The sequence below is a fragment of the Streptomyces noursei ATCC 11455 genome (assembly GCF_001704275.1).
GTDB lineage: Bacteria > Actinomycetota > Actinomycetes > Streptomycetales > Streptomycetaceae > Streptomyces > Streptomyces noursei.
Genome location: NZ_CP011533.1, coordinates 6,174,312 through 6,188,520, shown reverse-complemented (window position 1 = coordinate 6,188,520; position 14,209 = coordinate 6,174,312). Strand labels below are relative to the sequence as shown.

General features: G+C 72.3%; 9 protein-coding genes. 1 reads left to right on the top strand and 8 read right to left on the bottom strand.

From position 1 onward, the window contains the following. Positions 1-60 precede the first annotated feature (60 nt). Positions 61-549: a DUF8830 family protein gene (locus SNOUR_RS26215; protein WP_067351646.1), complete on the bottom strand. Its 489-nt coding sequence runs from the start codon at positions 547-549 to the stop codon at positions 61-63. A gap of 233 nt (positions 550-782) precedes the next feature. Beyond that, positions 783-1,907, bottom strand: a complete 1,125-nt coding sequence (proB, locus tag SNOUR_RS26210; protein WP_258017839.1) for a glutamate 5-kinase — start codon at positions 1,905-1,907, stop codon at positions 783-785. Between the two features lie 387 nt (positions 1,908-2,294). Between proB and SNOUR_RS26205 the strand changes: the two genes are divergently transcribed. Continuing rightward, the gene (locus SNOUR_RS26205; protein WP_067351643.1) at positions 2,295-4,382 is read left to right on the top strand and encodes a hypothetical protein; all 2,088 of its coding nucleotides are present in this window, start codon (positions 2,295-2,297) and stop codon (positions 4,380-4,382) included. 125 nt (positions 4,383-4,507) lie between these two features. On the opposite strand, the gene obgE is transcribed toward SNOUR_RS26205, so the two are convergent. From obgE to SNOUR_RS26175, 6 genes are all read right to left on the bottom strand, one after another. Continuing rightward, positions 4,508-5,944: a GTPase ObgE gene (gene obgE / locus SNOUR_RS26200; protein ID WP_067351641.1), complete on the bottom strand. Its 1,437-nt coding sequence runs from the start codon at positions 5,942-5,944 to the stop codon at positions 4,508-4,510. 181 nt (positions 5,945-6,125) lie between these two features. Beyond that, positions 6,126-6,383: a 50S ribosomal protein L27 gene (rpmA, locus tag SNOUR_RS26195; protein WP_039636444.1), complete on the bottom strand. Its 258-nt coding sequence runs from the start codon at positions 6,381-6,383 to the stop codon at positions 6,126-6,128. Positions 6,384-6,397: 14 nt separating this feature from the next. Beyond that, the gene (gene rplU / locus SNOUR_RS26190; protein WP_067351638.1) at positions 6,398-6,718 is read right to left on the bottom strand and encodes a 50S ribosomal protein L21; all 321 of its coding nucleotides are present in this window, start codon (positions 6,716-6,718) and stop codon (positions 6,398-6,400) included. A gap of 299 nt (positions 6,719-7,017) precedes the next feature. Further along, the gene (locus SNOUR_RS26185; RefSeq protein ID WP_067351635.1) at positions 7,018-10,797 is read right to left on the bottom strand and encodes an Rne/Rng family ribonuclease; all 3,780 of its coding nucleotides are present in this window, start codon (positions 10,795-10,797) and stop codon (positions 7,018-7,020) included. 215 nt (positions 10,798-11,012) lie between these two features. Continuing rightward, positions 11,013-11,816, bottom strand: coding sequence for a TIGR03936 family radical SAM-associated protein (locus SNOUR_RS26180; RefSeq protein WP_067351632.1), 804 nt, complete (start codon positions 11,814-11,816; stop codon positions 11,013-11,015). Between the two features lie 407 nt (positions 11,817-12,223). Further along, positions 12,224-14,146, bottom strand: a complete 1,923-nt coding sequence (locus tag SNOUR_RS26175; RefSeq protein ID WP_067351629.1) for a TIGR03960 family B12-binding radical SAM protein — start codon at positions 14,144-14,146, stop codon at positions 12,224-12,226. Positions 14,147-14,209: the final 63 nt, after the last annotated feature.

Here is a 14,209-nt window from a genome sequence, read left to right as displayed (position 1 = left end):
GCCTGTGGACGCTCCCGCGGACCGCGCCCTGACCCGTCGGACACGGCCCGGGAGGACGGCCTAGTAGGGGTGCACCCCGACCGGCGAGGCCGGTGGTGGCCCGTAGCCCTCCGCGACGCGCTGGTGGTACGTCTCCCGGTCGATGACCTCCAGGCCGACGATCTCCCAGGGCGGCAGTTTGGCCGTCGAGCGGTGCTCGCCCCACAGTCGGAGCGCGACCGCCGCCGCGTCGTGCAGGTCCCGGGCCTCCTCCCAGTAGCGGATCTCGGCGTGGTCGTTGGCGTAGCGGCTGGTCAGCAGGAAGGGGTGGTCGTGAGCGAGCTGTTCGAGCGCCCGGCGGACCTCCTTCAGCGGGGCCTCGGCACCGGAGACGCTGAGGGTGACGTGCCACAGCCGGGACACCTCCCTGCGCTCGCCCTCCCGCGCCCGCGGTGCCGTCCGGTCCCGCTCCGCCCGCCGGTCGTCCGCCGGTCGTCCGGTGCTCCCGACGCTGGTCAGTGTGCGCTCCGCCGTCCCTCGGGCCGGAGCCCCTGGGCGCCCTCGTGTCACCGGCGGCCTCCTGTGATGCGAATCGCTCCGCCCCCTGGGGTGCGGAGCCGAATGGTGCGGTCGTCCTTCGGCGTGAAGCGCTCGCGCGCTGCGGGCGCCGCTCCCGCGGCGCCCCCGCAACAAAGTTGACCAGCCCGCGGCCGCTCGCGGGGCCGTTTTGCCGAAGGTCCCCGGTGAAAGGCTGATGAAGGCCGCTCCCGTGGTGACCCTCCCGACGGTCCCCTGCAACCGGGTCAGTGGTGGAGCAGCACCAGGTCGTCGCGGTGCACGACCTCGCGCTCATACGCCGGTCCCAGCTCGCGGGCCAGATCCCGGGTCGAACGACCAATCAATCGGGGGATTTCTCGGGCGTCGAAGTTGACGAGCCCCCGGGCGACCGCGTGACCGCCCGCGTCCCGCAGCTCGACCGGGTCCCCGGCGGAGAACTCGCCCTCGACGGCGGAGATCCCGGCGGGCAGCAGCGAGGAGTTCCGCTCGACGACGGCCCGCACCGCGCCGTCGTCCAGCACCAGGGCGCCCTGCGGCGTGGAGGCGTGCGCGAGCCACAGCAGCCGGTCGGCGGAGCGACGGCCGGTGCGCAGGAAGTGGGTGCCGGTGGTGGCGCCGGCCAGCGCGTCGGCGGCGTGCACGGCGGAGGTGAGCACGACCGGGATGCCGGCCGCGGCCGCGATCCGGGCCGCCTCCACCTTGGTGACCATGCCGCCGGTCCCGACGCCGGACTTCCCGGCGCTCCCGATGGAGATGCCCGTCAGGTCCTCGGGCCCGCTGACCACCTCTATCCGCGAGGTGCCGGGGGTGGCCGGATCACCGTCGTAGAGGCCGTCCACGTCGGAGAGGAGGACCAGCAGGTCGGCGCGGACGAGGTGGGCGACGAGGGCGGCCAGCCGGTCATTGTCGCCGAAGCGGATCTCGTCGGTGGCGACGGTGTCGTTCTCGTTGACGATCGGCACCGCGCCCATGGCCAGCAGCTGGTCGAGGGTGCGGCAGGCGTTGCGGTAGTGGGCCCGGCGGCTGGTGTCGTCGGAGGTGAGCAGCACCTGGCCGACCCGGCGGCCGTAGCGGGCGAAGGAGGCGGTGTAGCGGGCGACCAGCAGGCCCTGGCCGACGCTGGCGGCGGCCTGCTGGCGGGCGAGGTCCCCGGGTCGGCGCTCCAGCCCCAGGGGGGCGAGGCCGGCGGCGATGGCCCCGGAGGAGACCAGCACGATCTCCTTGTCCTGGTGCTTGGCCAGGACGTCCACCAGGGCGTCGACCCGGTCCGCGTCCAGTCCCCCGGTGGCCGTGGTCAGCGAGGACGAGCCGACCTTCACCACGATCCGGCGGGCGTCTTCCACGTCCTGCCTGTGCCCTGCCACCTGCATACCCCTGTGTTCGCCCGTGCTCGTCCGTGTTCGGCTGTGCCAGCCGATGCATTTAGCCGTACGGAATCCGTACAGCGGCAATCTACGGCAGCACCCCCTGCGGACGCCTCGCCATATCGCCTGGCGGACGCCCCCGCGGACACCGGGATCCGTGAATTCCGAGTCAGGCCTGAAAAAACTAAGACGGATGTCGGCACTCGAAGGTTGCGTTCGATTGGTCCGTTTCGCGGTGAAGAGAGCCACATCAGATTGGCACCAAGGCCAACGAGGTCATACGGTCGGGTGTCCATCGGTCCCGTTTCGTCGCCTTGGCGGCGTTGCAGCGCGGGACCCGGCCGCCGTCCCCGGCCTCCCCCATGACCTTTCTGCTGCCAGGAGCCCTCTCCCGTGCCTTCCGCCGGAATCGCCCCCAGACGAGCCGTCCAGCTCGCGGCGCTCTTCGCGATGATGGTCGCGTTCACCGCCCAGCTGATCGGCGCGCTGCTGCCCGTCATTCCGCTGTTCATCGCAGCGTCAGTGGTCAACCTGGGGCTTGACCTGGTCCTCCAGCACCAGCAGCCGGCCCTGCTCGCCCTGCTCGGCCGGATCCGCTTCGACGTGACGGTGCGTCAGCTGCTGCGGGACATACTGATGTTGGTCGGCCTGCTGCACATCGACGGCATCAACCCCCTGGAGGAGCAGGCCCCTCTCACCATCACCCTGCTCGCCTTCTACGGCACCCACTTCGTGTGCCAGGCGGTCGCGGTCCTGGTCCGCCGCTCCCGGAGCCTGCCGTTCGTCACCCGCAACATCGACGCGAGCGCGCTGGGACTCGCCGACGCCCCGCCGCGGCTCCTCTACCGCCAGACGGGCCGGCGGCTGCTGCGCTTCTCGGTGCCCACCACGACCGGAATGATGATCACTGCGGTCACCGGCAACGTCTTCTGGGGCGGCATCGGCATCGGCGTCGCCCTGCTGCTCTCGGCCGGCGGCACCCTCTACTTGAGCAGCTGGCTGCTGCCCGGAAAACAGGTCGTCGGCGAGCAGCGCGCCCTGGCCTGGCTGGACAACTGGCTGGCCGCCTACCGGCCGACGGTCGGCATGTACTTCTCCGGCGGCGTCACCTCCGCCTACCAGGCCAACATGTGGCTCGACACCCTGGCCGGGCTGGACGGCAAGCCGATCATCATCCTCCGCGAGCGGTTCATGGTGCAGAAGATCGAGGCCACCGACATCCCGATCGTCTGCATCCCCAAGGTCGCCCACCTCATGCGGCTGGAGCACTCCACCCTCAAGGCACTGCTGCACCCGGCGAACTCCGGCAAGACCTCGCAGATCCTGCGGATCCCCTCCATCAAGCACGCCTTCATCAACCACGGCGAGAGCGACAAGCTCTCCTCCTGCAACCCCTACGCCAAGGCGTACGACGAGGTGTGGGTGGCCGGCCCGGCGGCCCGGGACCGCTACCAGCTCGCCGACATCGGCATCGAGGACAAGGACGTCGTGGAGGTCGGCCGCCCCCAACTGACGCCGATCCGGCCCTACGAGGGCGCCCCGATCGGCCGGTACACCACCGTGCTCTACGCCCCCACCTGGGAGGGCTGGGACGGCAATCCGGGCAACACCTCGGTGATCCTGGCCGGCGAGAACCTCGTCCGCGCGCTGCTCGCCGACCCCTCGGTCCGGCTGCTCTACAAGCCGCACCCGATGACCGGTTCGGTGGACCTGCGGGCGGGCGCCGCCGACATCCGCATCCAGGCCATGATCGCGGCGGCCAACGCCCGGCGCGGCGGCGCGCTGCCCGGCCCGGAGGCCGCCGCCGAACTGGCCCGTCGCACCGCCGAGTTGGACCGGCTGACCACCGCCGACTTCCGCAAGAGCGCCGACGAACTGGAGCGGATGCGGCTGCAGGGCACCCCCGAGGAGGGCCACGCGGCCGCCGTCGCGGCCGCGGTCGCCGCCTGGGAGGAGGCGTACTGGGGTGCCTTCCCGGAGTGGGAGCACCGCGTCATCACCACCGTGCGCCCCGGCATCTTCGCCTGCTTCAACGAGGCGGACCTGCTGATCAGCGACGTCTCCAGCGTGGTCTCCGACTACCTGACCAGCGAGAAGCCGTACGCCGTCGCCAACACCTCCGGGATGGCCGAGGACGACTTCCGCGCGCAGTTCCCGACCGTGCGGGCGGCCACCATCCTCACGCCCGACGGCTCCGGGGTGCCCGCGCTGCTGGAATCGGTCCGCGACCCGGAGCGGGACGTCCTGGCCGCGGCCCGCGCCGAGCTCAAGGAACATCTGCTCGGGCCGTCCGACCCGCCCTCGACGGTCCGCTTCAACGAGGCCGCGGTGGAGCTGTGCGCCCGGGCCGACGAGCGGCGCCGGCGGATGGAGAACCGGCTGTCCGGGATCCCCGTCCAGCGCTCGCAGCAGGCCGCGACCGGAGCCGGGACGGCCCGGCCCGGCTCCGGTGGCGCCTCGGACTCCCCCGCCGCCGTCTAACCCGCGGCGGGCCTTCCACGGCCCCCTGGACCGCACGCAGGCCCCGGAAAGAGTGCTTCTTCCCGGGGCCCGCGTGCGGTGTGCGGCTCCGACCCGTCGGGCCGGGGCGCGCCTGCGGAAACGACCTAGAAAGGCGAGAAGCCGTCGTACTCGCCCTGCGCCTCGTCGCGCGCCGCGTCGCGGTCGCGGCGGCGCTGGGAGGCCGGGCGCGGGGCCTCGAACCGGTGGTCCTCGCCACGGCGGCCGAGCATCTCGGCGCCGGCCGACACCGTCGGCTCCCAGTCGAAGACCACCGCGTTGTCCTCGGGGCCGATCGCCACGCCGTCCATGGCGCGGGCACCCGCCTTGAGGAGCGCGTCCTCCACACCGAGGCGGTTGAGCCGGTCGGCGAGGTAGCCGACGGCCTCGTCGTTGTTGAAGTCGGTCTGGCGGACCCAGCGTTCGGGCTTCTCGCCGCGGACGCGGAAGAAGCCCTCGCCCTCCTGCGTGACCGTGAAGCCCGCGTCGTCGACCGCCTTGGGGCGGATCACGATCCGGGTGGCCTCCTGGACCGGCTTGGCGGCGCGCGCGGTGGCGACGATCTCCGCCAGCGCGTAGGACAGCTCCTTGAGGCCCTGGCGGGCGACCGCGGAGACCTCGAAGACGCGGTAGCCGCGCGCCTCCAGGTCCGGGCGGATCATGTCGGCGAGGTCCTTGCCGTCCGGGATGTCGATCTTGTTCAGCACGACCACCCGCGGCCGGTCACCGAGGCCGCCGTACTGGCCCAGCTCCTCCTCGATGGCGTCGAGGTCGGAGACCGGGTCGCGGTCCGACTCCAGCGTGGCGGTGTCCAGGACGTGGACCAGCACCTCGCAGCGCTCGACGTGCCGCAGGAACTCCAGGCCCAGGCCCTTGCCCTGGCTGGCGCCGGGGATCAGGCCGGGGACGTCGGCGATGGTGTAGACCGTCTCACCGGCGGTCACCACGCCGAGGTTGGGCACCAGCGTCGTGAAGGGGTAGTCGGCGATCTTCGGCTTGGCGGCCGAGAGGACCGAGATCAGCGAGGACTTGCCGGCGCTCGGGTAGCCGACCAGCGCGACGTCCGCGACGGTCTTCAGCTCCAGCACGATGTCCCGGCCCTCGCCGGGCTCACCGAGCAGCGCGAAGCCGGGGGCCTTGCGGCGGGCCGAGGACAGCGCGGCGTTGCCCAGGCCGCCCCGACCGCCCTGGCCGGCCACGAACCGCGTGCCCTGGCCCACCATGTCGGCCAGCACCTCGCCGTTCCCGTCGAGGACGACCGTGCCGTCGGGCACCGGCAGGATCAGGTCCGTGCCGTTCTTGCCCTCACGGTTGTCGCCCGCGCCCGGCTGGCCGTTGGTGGCCTTGCGGTGCGGGTGGTGGTGGTAGTCGAGGAGCGTGGTGACGTCCTGGTCGACGACCAGGATCACATCACCGCCGCGGCCGCCGTTGCCGCCGTCGGGGCCGCCGAGCGGCTTGAACTTCTCCCGGTGTACGGAGGCGCAGCCGTGGCCTCCGTTACCCGCGGCGACGTGCAGCTCGACGCGGTCCACGAAGGTGGTCATGGTGGGGATGCCTCCAGATCAGCGGGGTTGTTGTGCGTGACCGTGCCGGTGATGCCGTGCGCACGGCGGGTGTGTCTTGTTCTTGTTCATAACGCGCAAGGGCGGACCGGTCTTCCCGCATGACGCGGGAAGAGGCGGTCCGCCCCTGACGTGCTGTCGACGTGTGTCGTCTCCGGCCGAATTACTCGGCGATCGGGACGATGTTCACGACCTTGCGGCCGCGGAAGGTGCCGAACTGCACCGCACCGGGCTGCAGGGCGAACAGGGTGTCGTCGCCACCGCGGCCGACGCCCGTGCCCGGGTGGAAGTGGGTGCCACGCTGGCGGACCAGGATCTCACCGGCGAGGACGGCCTGACCGCCGAAGCGCTTCACGCCGAGCCGCTGAGCATTGGAATCGCGACCGTTCCGAGTGGACGATGCGCCCTTCTTGTGTGCCATGTCTCCTCAGTCCCTTACTTCGCCGGAGCGTCGATGCCGGTGATCTTCAGCGCCGTGTGGAGCTGGCGGTGGCCGATCCGCTTCTTGTAACCGGTCTTGTTCTTGTACTTCTGGATCCGGATCTTGTCGCCCTTGTGGTGGTCGACGACCTCGGCCTGGACCTTCACGCCGGCCAGGACCCACGGGTCGCTGGTGACCGCGTCACCATCGACGACCAGCAGCGTGGAGAGCTCGACGGTGTCCCCGACGTTGCTGGTGGAAATGCGGTCAACTTCGATGACGTCGCCAACAGCAACCTTCTGCTGGCGTCCGCCGGTGCGCACGATCGCGTACACGCGGAACTCTCTCTCGCTAGGTTTCGATCCTCTGATGCCAGCTACTCTCACGGGCTCAGGGACGTCCCGTGGAATCCGACCCGTGGATGACGGGTGGGACGAGCGGCCTCCCTCGGCAGGGCCGAGAGGTGTGTGCTCAGAAGGGGTGGTGTCACACAGACACCGACGGTCAAGGTTACGGGGCCTCGGCCAGGGGGTCAAACCGGCCCCGGACCGCCTCGCGACGGTCCGGGGCCGGGCACTGCTCAGTCCTCCGCGGCGGAAGCCCCCGGCGCAAGCGCCGGCTCCACTGGAGCGGCTTACGCCGCGCCCTCCGCCGACGCGGTCTTCTTGGCCGCCGCCTTCTTCGTCGTCGTCTTCTTCGTGGTGGTCTTCTTGGCCGCGGCCTTCTTGGCGGTGGTCTTCTTCGCCGCCGTCTTCTTGGCGGTGGTCTTCTTCGCCGCCGCCTTCTTGGCCGTGGTCTTCTTCGCCGCCGCCTTCTTCACGGTCTTCTTCGCCGCGGGCGCCGGCTCGGCGGCCTCGGCGACCTCCGCCGCCTCGACGGGCTGCTCGGGGGTCTCGGCGACCACCTCGGGCGTCGGCTCGGCGACCGGGGCGCTGATCACGATCGTCCCCGCGGCCTCACCCACCACGGCCTCCGGCGAACCGGCCGGAGCGGACGCCCGACGGGTGGCCCGACGACGCGGACGGGACGGCGCGGGCTCCGCGGCGGCAGCGGGCTCCGCCGCCGGCACCTCGGCGACCGGCTCCGGAGCGGGCTCCGGCTCGGCGGCCGGCAGCACGATCGCGGCGGCCTCCTCGGCGGCCTTGGGCGCACCCGCCGGCGCCGACACCTTCCGGCTCACCCGGCGACGGCCACGGCCTCGCCCGGTGGCGGCGGCCTCGGCCTCCGCGGCGCTGCCGAACCACTCGTCGGTGCCGTCCACCGTCGGCTGCAGCTGCGCCTCGGTCACCGCGACCGGCTCCAGCTCCGGCAGCGCCTCCTCCGCCGGGGCGGCCTCCGCGACGACCTCGACGGGCTGCTCCGGCTGGGCGCCGTTCGCCCCGGCCTTGCCCTTCTTCTTGCGCTTGCCACCGACCGACGGCTGGTCGACGTGGACGATCACGCCGCGGCCGTTGCAGTGCACGCACTGCTCGGAGAAGGACTCCAGCAGGCCCTGGCCGACCCGCTTGCGGGTCATCTGGACCAGGCCGAGCGAGGTGACCTCGGCCACCTGGTGCTTGGTGCGGTCCCGGCCCAGGCACTCCAGCAGGCGCCGCAGCACCAGGTCCCGGTTGGACTCCAGGACCATGTCGATGAAGTCGATGACGACGATGCCGCCCAGGTCGCGCAGCCGCAGCTGGCGCACGATCTCCTCGGCCGCCTCCAGGTTGTTCCGGGTGACGGTCTCCTCGAGGTTGCCGCCCTGACCCGTGAACTTCCCGGTGTTGACGTCGATCACGACCATGGCTTCGGTCTTGTCGATCACCAGCGAACCGCCGCTGGGCAGCCAGACCTTGCGGTCCAGCGCCTTCATCAGCTGCTCGTCGATCCGGTACGTCGCGAAGACGTCGACCTCGGAGGTCCACCGCTGGAGCCGGTCCACGAGGTCCGGCGCCACGTGCGACACATAGCCCTGGATGGTCTGCCAGGCGTCGTCACCGCTGACGATGACCTTGGAGAAGTCCTCGTTGAAGATGTCGCGGACGACCCGGACGGTCATGTCCGGCTCGCCGTAGAGCAGGCTCGGCGAGCCGGTGGAGGCCGCCTTCGCCTTCTTCTGGATCTCTTCCCACTGGGCCTGCAGCCGCTCGACGTCCCGGCGCAGCTCGTCCTCGCTCGCACCCTCCGCGGCGGTGCGCACGATGACGCCCGCGTCCTCGGGGACGATCTTCTTGAGGATCTGCTTCAGCCGGGCCCGCTCGGTGTCCGGGAGCTTGCGGCTGATACCGGTCATCGAGCCCTCGGGCACGTAGACCAGGTAGCGGCCGGGCAGCGAGACCTGGCTGGTCAGCCGGGCGCCCTTGTGACCGATCGGGTCCTTGGTGACCTGCACCAGGACGGACTGGCCGGACTTCAGCGCGGCCTCGATGCGGCGCGGCCCGTTGGCCATGCCCAGCGCCTCGAAGTTGACCTCGCCGGCGTACAGCACGGCGTTGCGGCCCTTGCCGATGTCGACGAAGGCGGCCTCCATCGACGGCAGAACGTTCTGGACCTTGCCCAGGTAGACGTTGCCGACGTACGAGGTGGCCTGCTCCTTGTTGACGAAGTGCTCCACGAGCACGTTGTCCTCAAGGACGCCGATCTGGGTGCGCTCGCCGCTCTGGCGGACCACCATCACCCGCTCGACGGCCTCCCGGCGCGCCAGGAACTCCGCCTCGGTGATGATCGGCACCCGGCGGCGGCCCTGCTCGCGCCCCTCGCGGCGGCGCTGCTTCTTGGCTTCCAGGCGCGTCGAGCCCTTGATGGACTGGACCTCGTCGGCGCCGGTGCCCTCGTCCTTCTTGCGGGGCTCACGGACCTTGACGACGGTGCGCTCCGGGTCGTCGGCGTGCGTGCTCTCGCCCTCGGCGGGCTCACCGCTGCGCCGGCGGCGACGCCGACGACGACGGCTGCTGCTGGTGCTGGCAGTGCCCTCCGCCTGCTCCTCGGCAGTCAGCTCCTCGCCCTCGGCGACCTCCTCGTCCTCCTCGGCGCCCGGCTCCTCGGCCGCGCCGCCCTCGGCGGGCTGCTCCTCCGCGCCCTCGGCCAGGTCACCGCGGCGACGACGACGGCCGCCACGACGGCGACGGCGCGAGGGACGCTCGCCCTCCTCGGCCTCGGCGTGCTCCTCCTCGGCCTCCTCGACCTCCTCGACCTCGGCGACCTCGGCGACCTCCTCGGCAGCGGGCGCCGCGGCGGGGCCGGTGCTCGCACCGGCGGACGGCTCCTCGGCCGGCGCGGCGGCCATCGGCTCGGCCTCGGCGGGCTCGCCGCGACGACGGCGACGGCGACGCGAGGCACCCGCCGGCGCCTCCTCGGGCGCCTCCACGGGCGACTCCGCCTCCTGGCGGGCGGCGGCGTGCTCGGCGGCGGCGCTCTCGGGCGTCTGGAACATCGGCTCGGCGAAGACCGGGGCCTGGAAGACGGCCGTCGGCGGCCGCTGCGCCCGGCGGCGACCGCGCGCCGGCGCCTCGGTCGAAGGCTCCTCCTCGGTGCGGGCCGCGGGCGCGGCAGCGCGCGCGGCGTCAGCCGCTCCGGTGGAGCCGGTGCTTGCAGCGGAGGGCGCGGCGGCCTCCGTGGGCCGCTCGGCACGGCGACGCGACCGGCGACGCGGGGCCTCGGCGGCCTCCTCGGCGGCGGGCGCCTCGACGACCGGCTCCGAGGTGGCGGCCGGAGCCGTCGCCTTACGGGTGGCACGACGACGCGCACGCGCCGGACGCGCCTCCTCCTCGACAGCGGCGGCCGGAGCCTCTTCCGCTTCCTCCTCCTCGGCGGCCTCCTCGGCAGCGGGCGCCTCGACGACCGGCTCCGGGGTGGCGGCCGGAGCGGTCGCCTTACGGGTGGCGCGGCGACGCGCACGCGCCGGACGCGCTTCCTCCTCGACAGCGGCGGCCGGAGTCTCCTCGACGGCAGCGGCGGGCGCCTCGGCGGCGGGGCTCTCCTCGACGACCGACTCCGAGGTGGCGGCCGGAGCCGTCGCCTTACGGGTGGCGCGGCGACGCGCACGCGCCGGACGCGCTTCCTCCTCGACAGCGGCGGCCGGAGCCTCCTCGACGGCAGCGGCGGGCGCCTCGGCGGATTCGGGCGCGGGCCCGGCGGGCGAGGTCGCCTTGCGGGTCGCCCGGCGGCGCGGGCGGGCCGGCCGCTCCTCGTCGGCGGCGGGCTGCGCGGCGGCGGGTGCGGTGTCGGTCGCTCCGGCGGAGGTCCCGCTCGACGCCGGCGGGGCGTCGGTCACGACCGCGGCCTTCTCGGCGGCGGCAGCGGCCGGAGGGCCGGCCGGCCGGGAGGCCGCGCGGCGCCGGCGGCGCGGCGGCAGCGTGTCGCTGGGCGAATTGTTGTTGTCACCCTCACGGTCCGCGGACCGCGTGGATTCAGTGGGCTCAATAGATTCGAGCATGCGGGCGGTTCTCCCGTCACGCTCCCGGGCGCCGCGCCTGATTCCGGTCGCGGTCCGCGCGCTGGGCGCGGTTCCGCTGTCCGGGGCGCGGGCGCCGCACGGGAGCTGTCGTCTCGCTCGCCGGGCCCGTGGACCGGGCCGGCGAAAGTCTCCTGGTCAGTGCGTCCGCCGGACCGGGGTGGCACCCTGGTTGATCGGCGACGCGACGACGCGTCCTACGCAGTGCCGTCCCCGGAAGTGGCCGGGGAGGCCCCGCCCTGCACCGTCGCGGTACTCAGCTCAGCGGCCGTGGATGGAGCGGCCGTGGCAGCGTCGCGGTCGGGCGCCAGCGGGTCGGTCACCGTGCCGGTCTCCTCATCGAGCAGCCCCTGCGCCAGCCTGGTCACCGCTGCGGGGACCGGCGGCGCCAGGTCGGCCGTAACCCGGAGGCCGGACAGGACGTCGTCGGGTCGAACGGCAGGTGTCAGATGCCGAACAACCAGCCGCAGTATCGCACAGGCATTGCCGTCGGGCCTATCGCCCGGGACCGGGACGGTCTCCAGGTGCGCGACCGCACCCCGGGCGTCGAAGCTCCGCATGCCGTTCTTGGTGCGGCGCTCGACCTGCACCTCGTCGGCGGCGAGGAACGCCTCGACGGCGCGCCCGGCCTCCTCGGCGGCGACCCCGTCGAGCCGGATCTCCCACACCGACGCCTGCAGCCGATCGGCGAGACCGCTGGTGTGCGCCTCCACCGCGTCGGTCACGTCGAGGCCGTCGGGCAGGGACGCGTCGAGCAGAGCGCGGACGGTCTCCGGCTCGCGGCGCTCGGTGAGCTGGATCTCCAGGTACTCGGCCTCACTGCCGGTACCGGTCGGCGCCGCGTTGGCGTACGACACCTTGGGGTGCGGGGTGAAGCCCGCCGAATAGGCCATGGGGACCTCGGCGCGGCGCAGCGCCCGCTCGAAAGCGCGCTGGAAGTCGCGGTGGCTGGTGAACCGGAGGCGGCCGCGCTTGGTGTAGCGCAGTCGGATGCGCTGCACCGCCGGTGCGGGCGGCGGGCCTTCGGGCTGTCGCTTGCCCAGTGTTACTTCTCCTTGGTGTCAGGGCGCGGCTGGTGCCGCCCCGTCCGGGCCACCCCCGCGTGGCGGGGACACGTCGTGCCCGGACGTCTTTACCTAGAGTACGTGCCACGCCCGCGGCCGGTTCCCGCCGGGGCGCCCGGTGGCCTCCCGGCGGCCTCGCCACCCGGTGAAATCCATTCGGACGGGTGGGCCGGCGACGGCCCGGACACCACCCGCACGCGGAGGTCCGATACCGAAGCTTCTCCGCTCGGCGGACCCGGAAAACCCCGCCGCGCTCCCCGATCGCCCGGCACGTACGGCTCCGGCCCGGCCCCGCACGACGGCGGGACCGGGCCGGAGGCGCACACCGCGGCGCGCGGCGACGGCTACTTGACGACGGTCAGCGGCAGCAGCTTCTTGCCCGTCGGGCCGATCTGGATGTGGGTGTCCATCTGCGGGCAGACGCCGCAGTCGAAGCACGGGGTCCAGCGGCAGTCCTCGACCTCGGTCTCGTCGAGGGCGTCTTGCCAGTCCTCCCAGAGCCAGTCCTTGTCGAGGCCGGAGTCGAGGTGGTCCCAGGGCAGGACCTCCTCGTAGGTGCGCTCGCGGGTGGTGTACCAGTCGACGTCCACACCGAAGTCGGGCAGCGTCTTCTCGGCGCACTCCATCCAGCGGTCGTAGGAGAAGTGCTCGCGCCAGCCGTCGAAGCGGCCGCCGTCGTCGTACACCGCGCGGATGACCGCGCCGATCCGGCGGTCGCCGCGGGAGAGCAGGCCCTCGACGATGCCGGGCTTGCCGTCGTGGTAGCGGAAGCCGATGGAGCGGCCGTACTTCTTGTCGCCGCGGATCTTGTCGCGGAGCTTGGCCAGGCGGGCGTCGGTCTCCTCGGCGGAGAGCTGCGGGGCCCACTGGAAGGGGGTGTGCGGCTTGGGGACGAAACCGCCGATGGAGACGGTGCAGCGGATGTCGTTGGACTTGGAGACCTCGCGGCCCTTGGCGATGACCTTGGTCGCCATGTCCGCGATCTGCAGGACGTCGTCGTCGGTCTCGGTCGGCAGACCGCACATGAAGTAGAGCTTCACCTGGCGCCAGCCGTTGCCGTAGGCGGTGGCGACGGTCCGGATCAGGTCCTCTTCGGAGACCATCTTGTTGATGACCTTGCGGATCCGCTCGCTGCCGCCCTCGGGGGCGAAGGTCAGACCGGAGCGACGGCCGTTGCGGGTCAGCTCGTTGGCGAGATCGATGTTGAAGGCGTCGACCCGGGTCGACGGCAGCGACAGACCGATCTTGTCTTCCTCGTACCGGTCGGCGAGGCCCTTGGCCACGTCGCCGATCTCGGTGTGGTCCGCGGAGGACAGCGACAGCAGGCCGACCTCCTCGAATCCCGTGGCCTTCAGGCCCTTGTCCACCATCTCGCCGATGCCGGTGATGCTTCGCTCCCGTACGGGGCGCGTGATCATGCCGGCCTGGCAGAAACGGCAGCCGCGGGTGCAGCCACGGAAGATCTCGACCGACATCCGCTCGTGGACGGTCTCGGCCAGGGGGACGAGCGGCTGCTTGGGGTAGGGCCACTCGTCGAGGTCCATGACGGTGTGCTTGGAGACCCGCCACGGGACGCCGGAGCGGTTCGGCACGACACGCGCGATACGGCCGTCGCCGAGGTACTCGACGTCGTAGAACTTGGGGACGTAGACGTTGCCGGTCCTGGCGAGGCGGAAGAGCAACTCGTCGCGGCCGCCGGGGCGGCCCTCGGCCTTCCACTCCCGGATGATCCTGGTGATGTCCAGGACCGCCTGCTCGCCGTCGCCGATGACCGCGCAGTCGAGGAAGTCGGCGATCGGCTCGGGGTTGAACGCGGCGTGGCCGCCGGCCAGGACCACCGGGTGGTCCTCGGTGCGGTCCTTGGCCTCCAGCGGGATGCCCGCGAGGTCCAGGGCGGTGAGCATGTTGGTGTAGCCGAGCTCGGTGGAGAAGCTCAGGCCGAACACGTCGAAGTCGCCGACGGGCCGGTGGCTGTCCACGGTGAACTGGGGCACCTCGTGCTCGCGCATCAGCGCTTCGAGGTCCGGCCAGACGCTGTAGGTGCGCTCGGCGAGGACGCCGTCCTGCTCGTTGAGGACCTCGTAGAGGATCATGACGCCCTGGTTGGGCAGCCCGACCTCGTAGGCGTCGGGGTACATGAGTGCCCAGCGGACGTCGCACTCCGCCCATTCCTTGACGGTGGAGTTCAGCTCACCACCGACGTACTGGATGGGCTTCTGCACGTGCGGGAGCAGAGCTTCGAGCTGCGGGAAAACCGACTCGGACATCTCGAACCTTCGTGGACGGACAAGGGGGCGACTCACAAGCGTAACCCGCTCGGAGTCACCCCT

What these genes read in the sequence shown, in the direction of transcription:
- SNOUR_RS26175 (WP_067351629.1), bottom strand. Translation starts at nt 14,146, where the DNA reads ATGTCCGAGTCGGTTTTCCCGCAGCTCGAAGCTCTGCTCCCGCACGTG.
- rpmA (WP_039636444.1), bottom strand. Translation starts at nt 6,383, where the DNA reads ATGGCACACAAGAAGGGCGCATCGTCCACTCGGAACGGTCGCGATTCC.
- obgE (WP_067351641.1), bottom strand. Translation starts at nt 5,944, where the DNA reads ATGACCACCTTCGTGGACCGCGTCGAGCTGCACGTCGCCGCGGGTAAC.
- SNOUR_RS26185 (WP_067351635.1), bottom strand. Translation starts at nt 10,797, where the DNA reads ATGCTCGAATCTATTGAGCCCACTGAATCCACGCGGTCCGCGGACCGT.
- proB (WP_258017839.1), bottom strand. Translation starts at nt 1,907, where the DNA reads ATGCAGGTGGCAGGGCACAGGCAGGACGTGGAAGACGCCCGCCGGATC.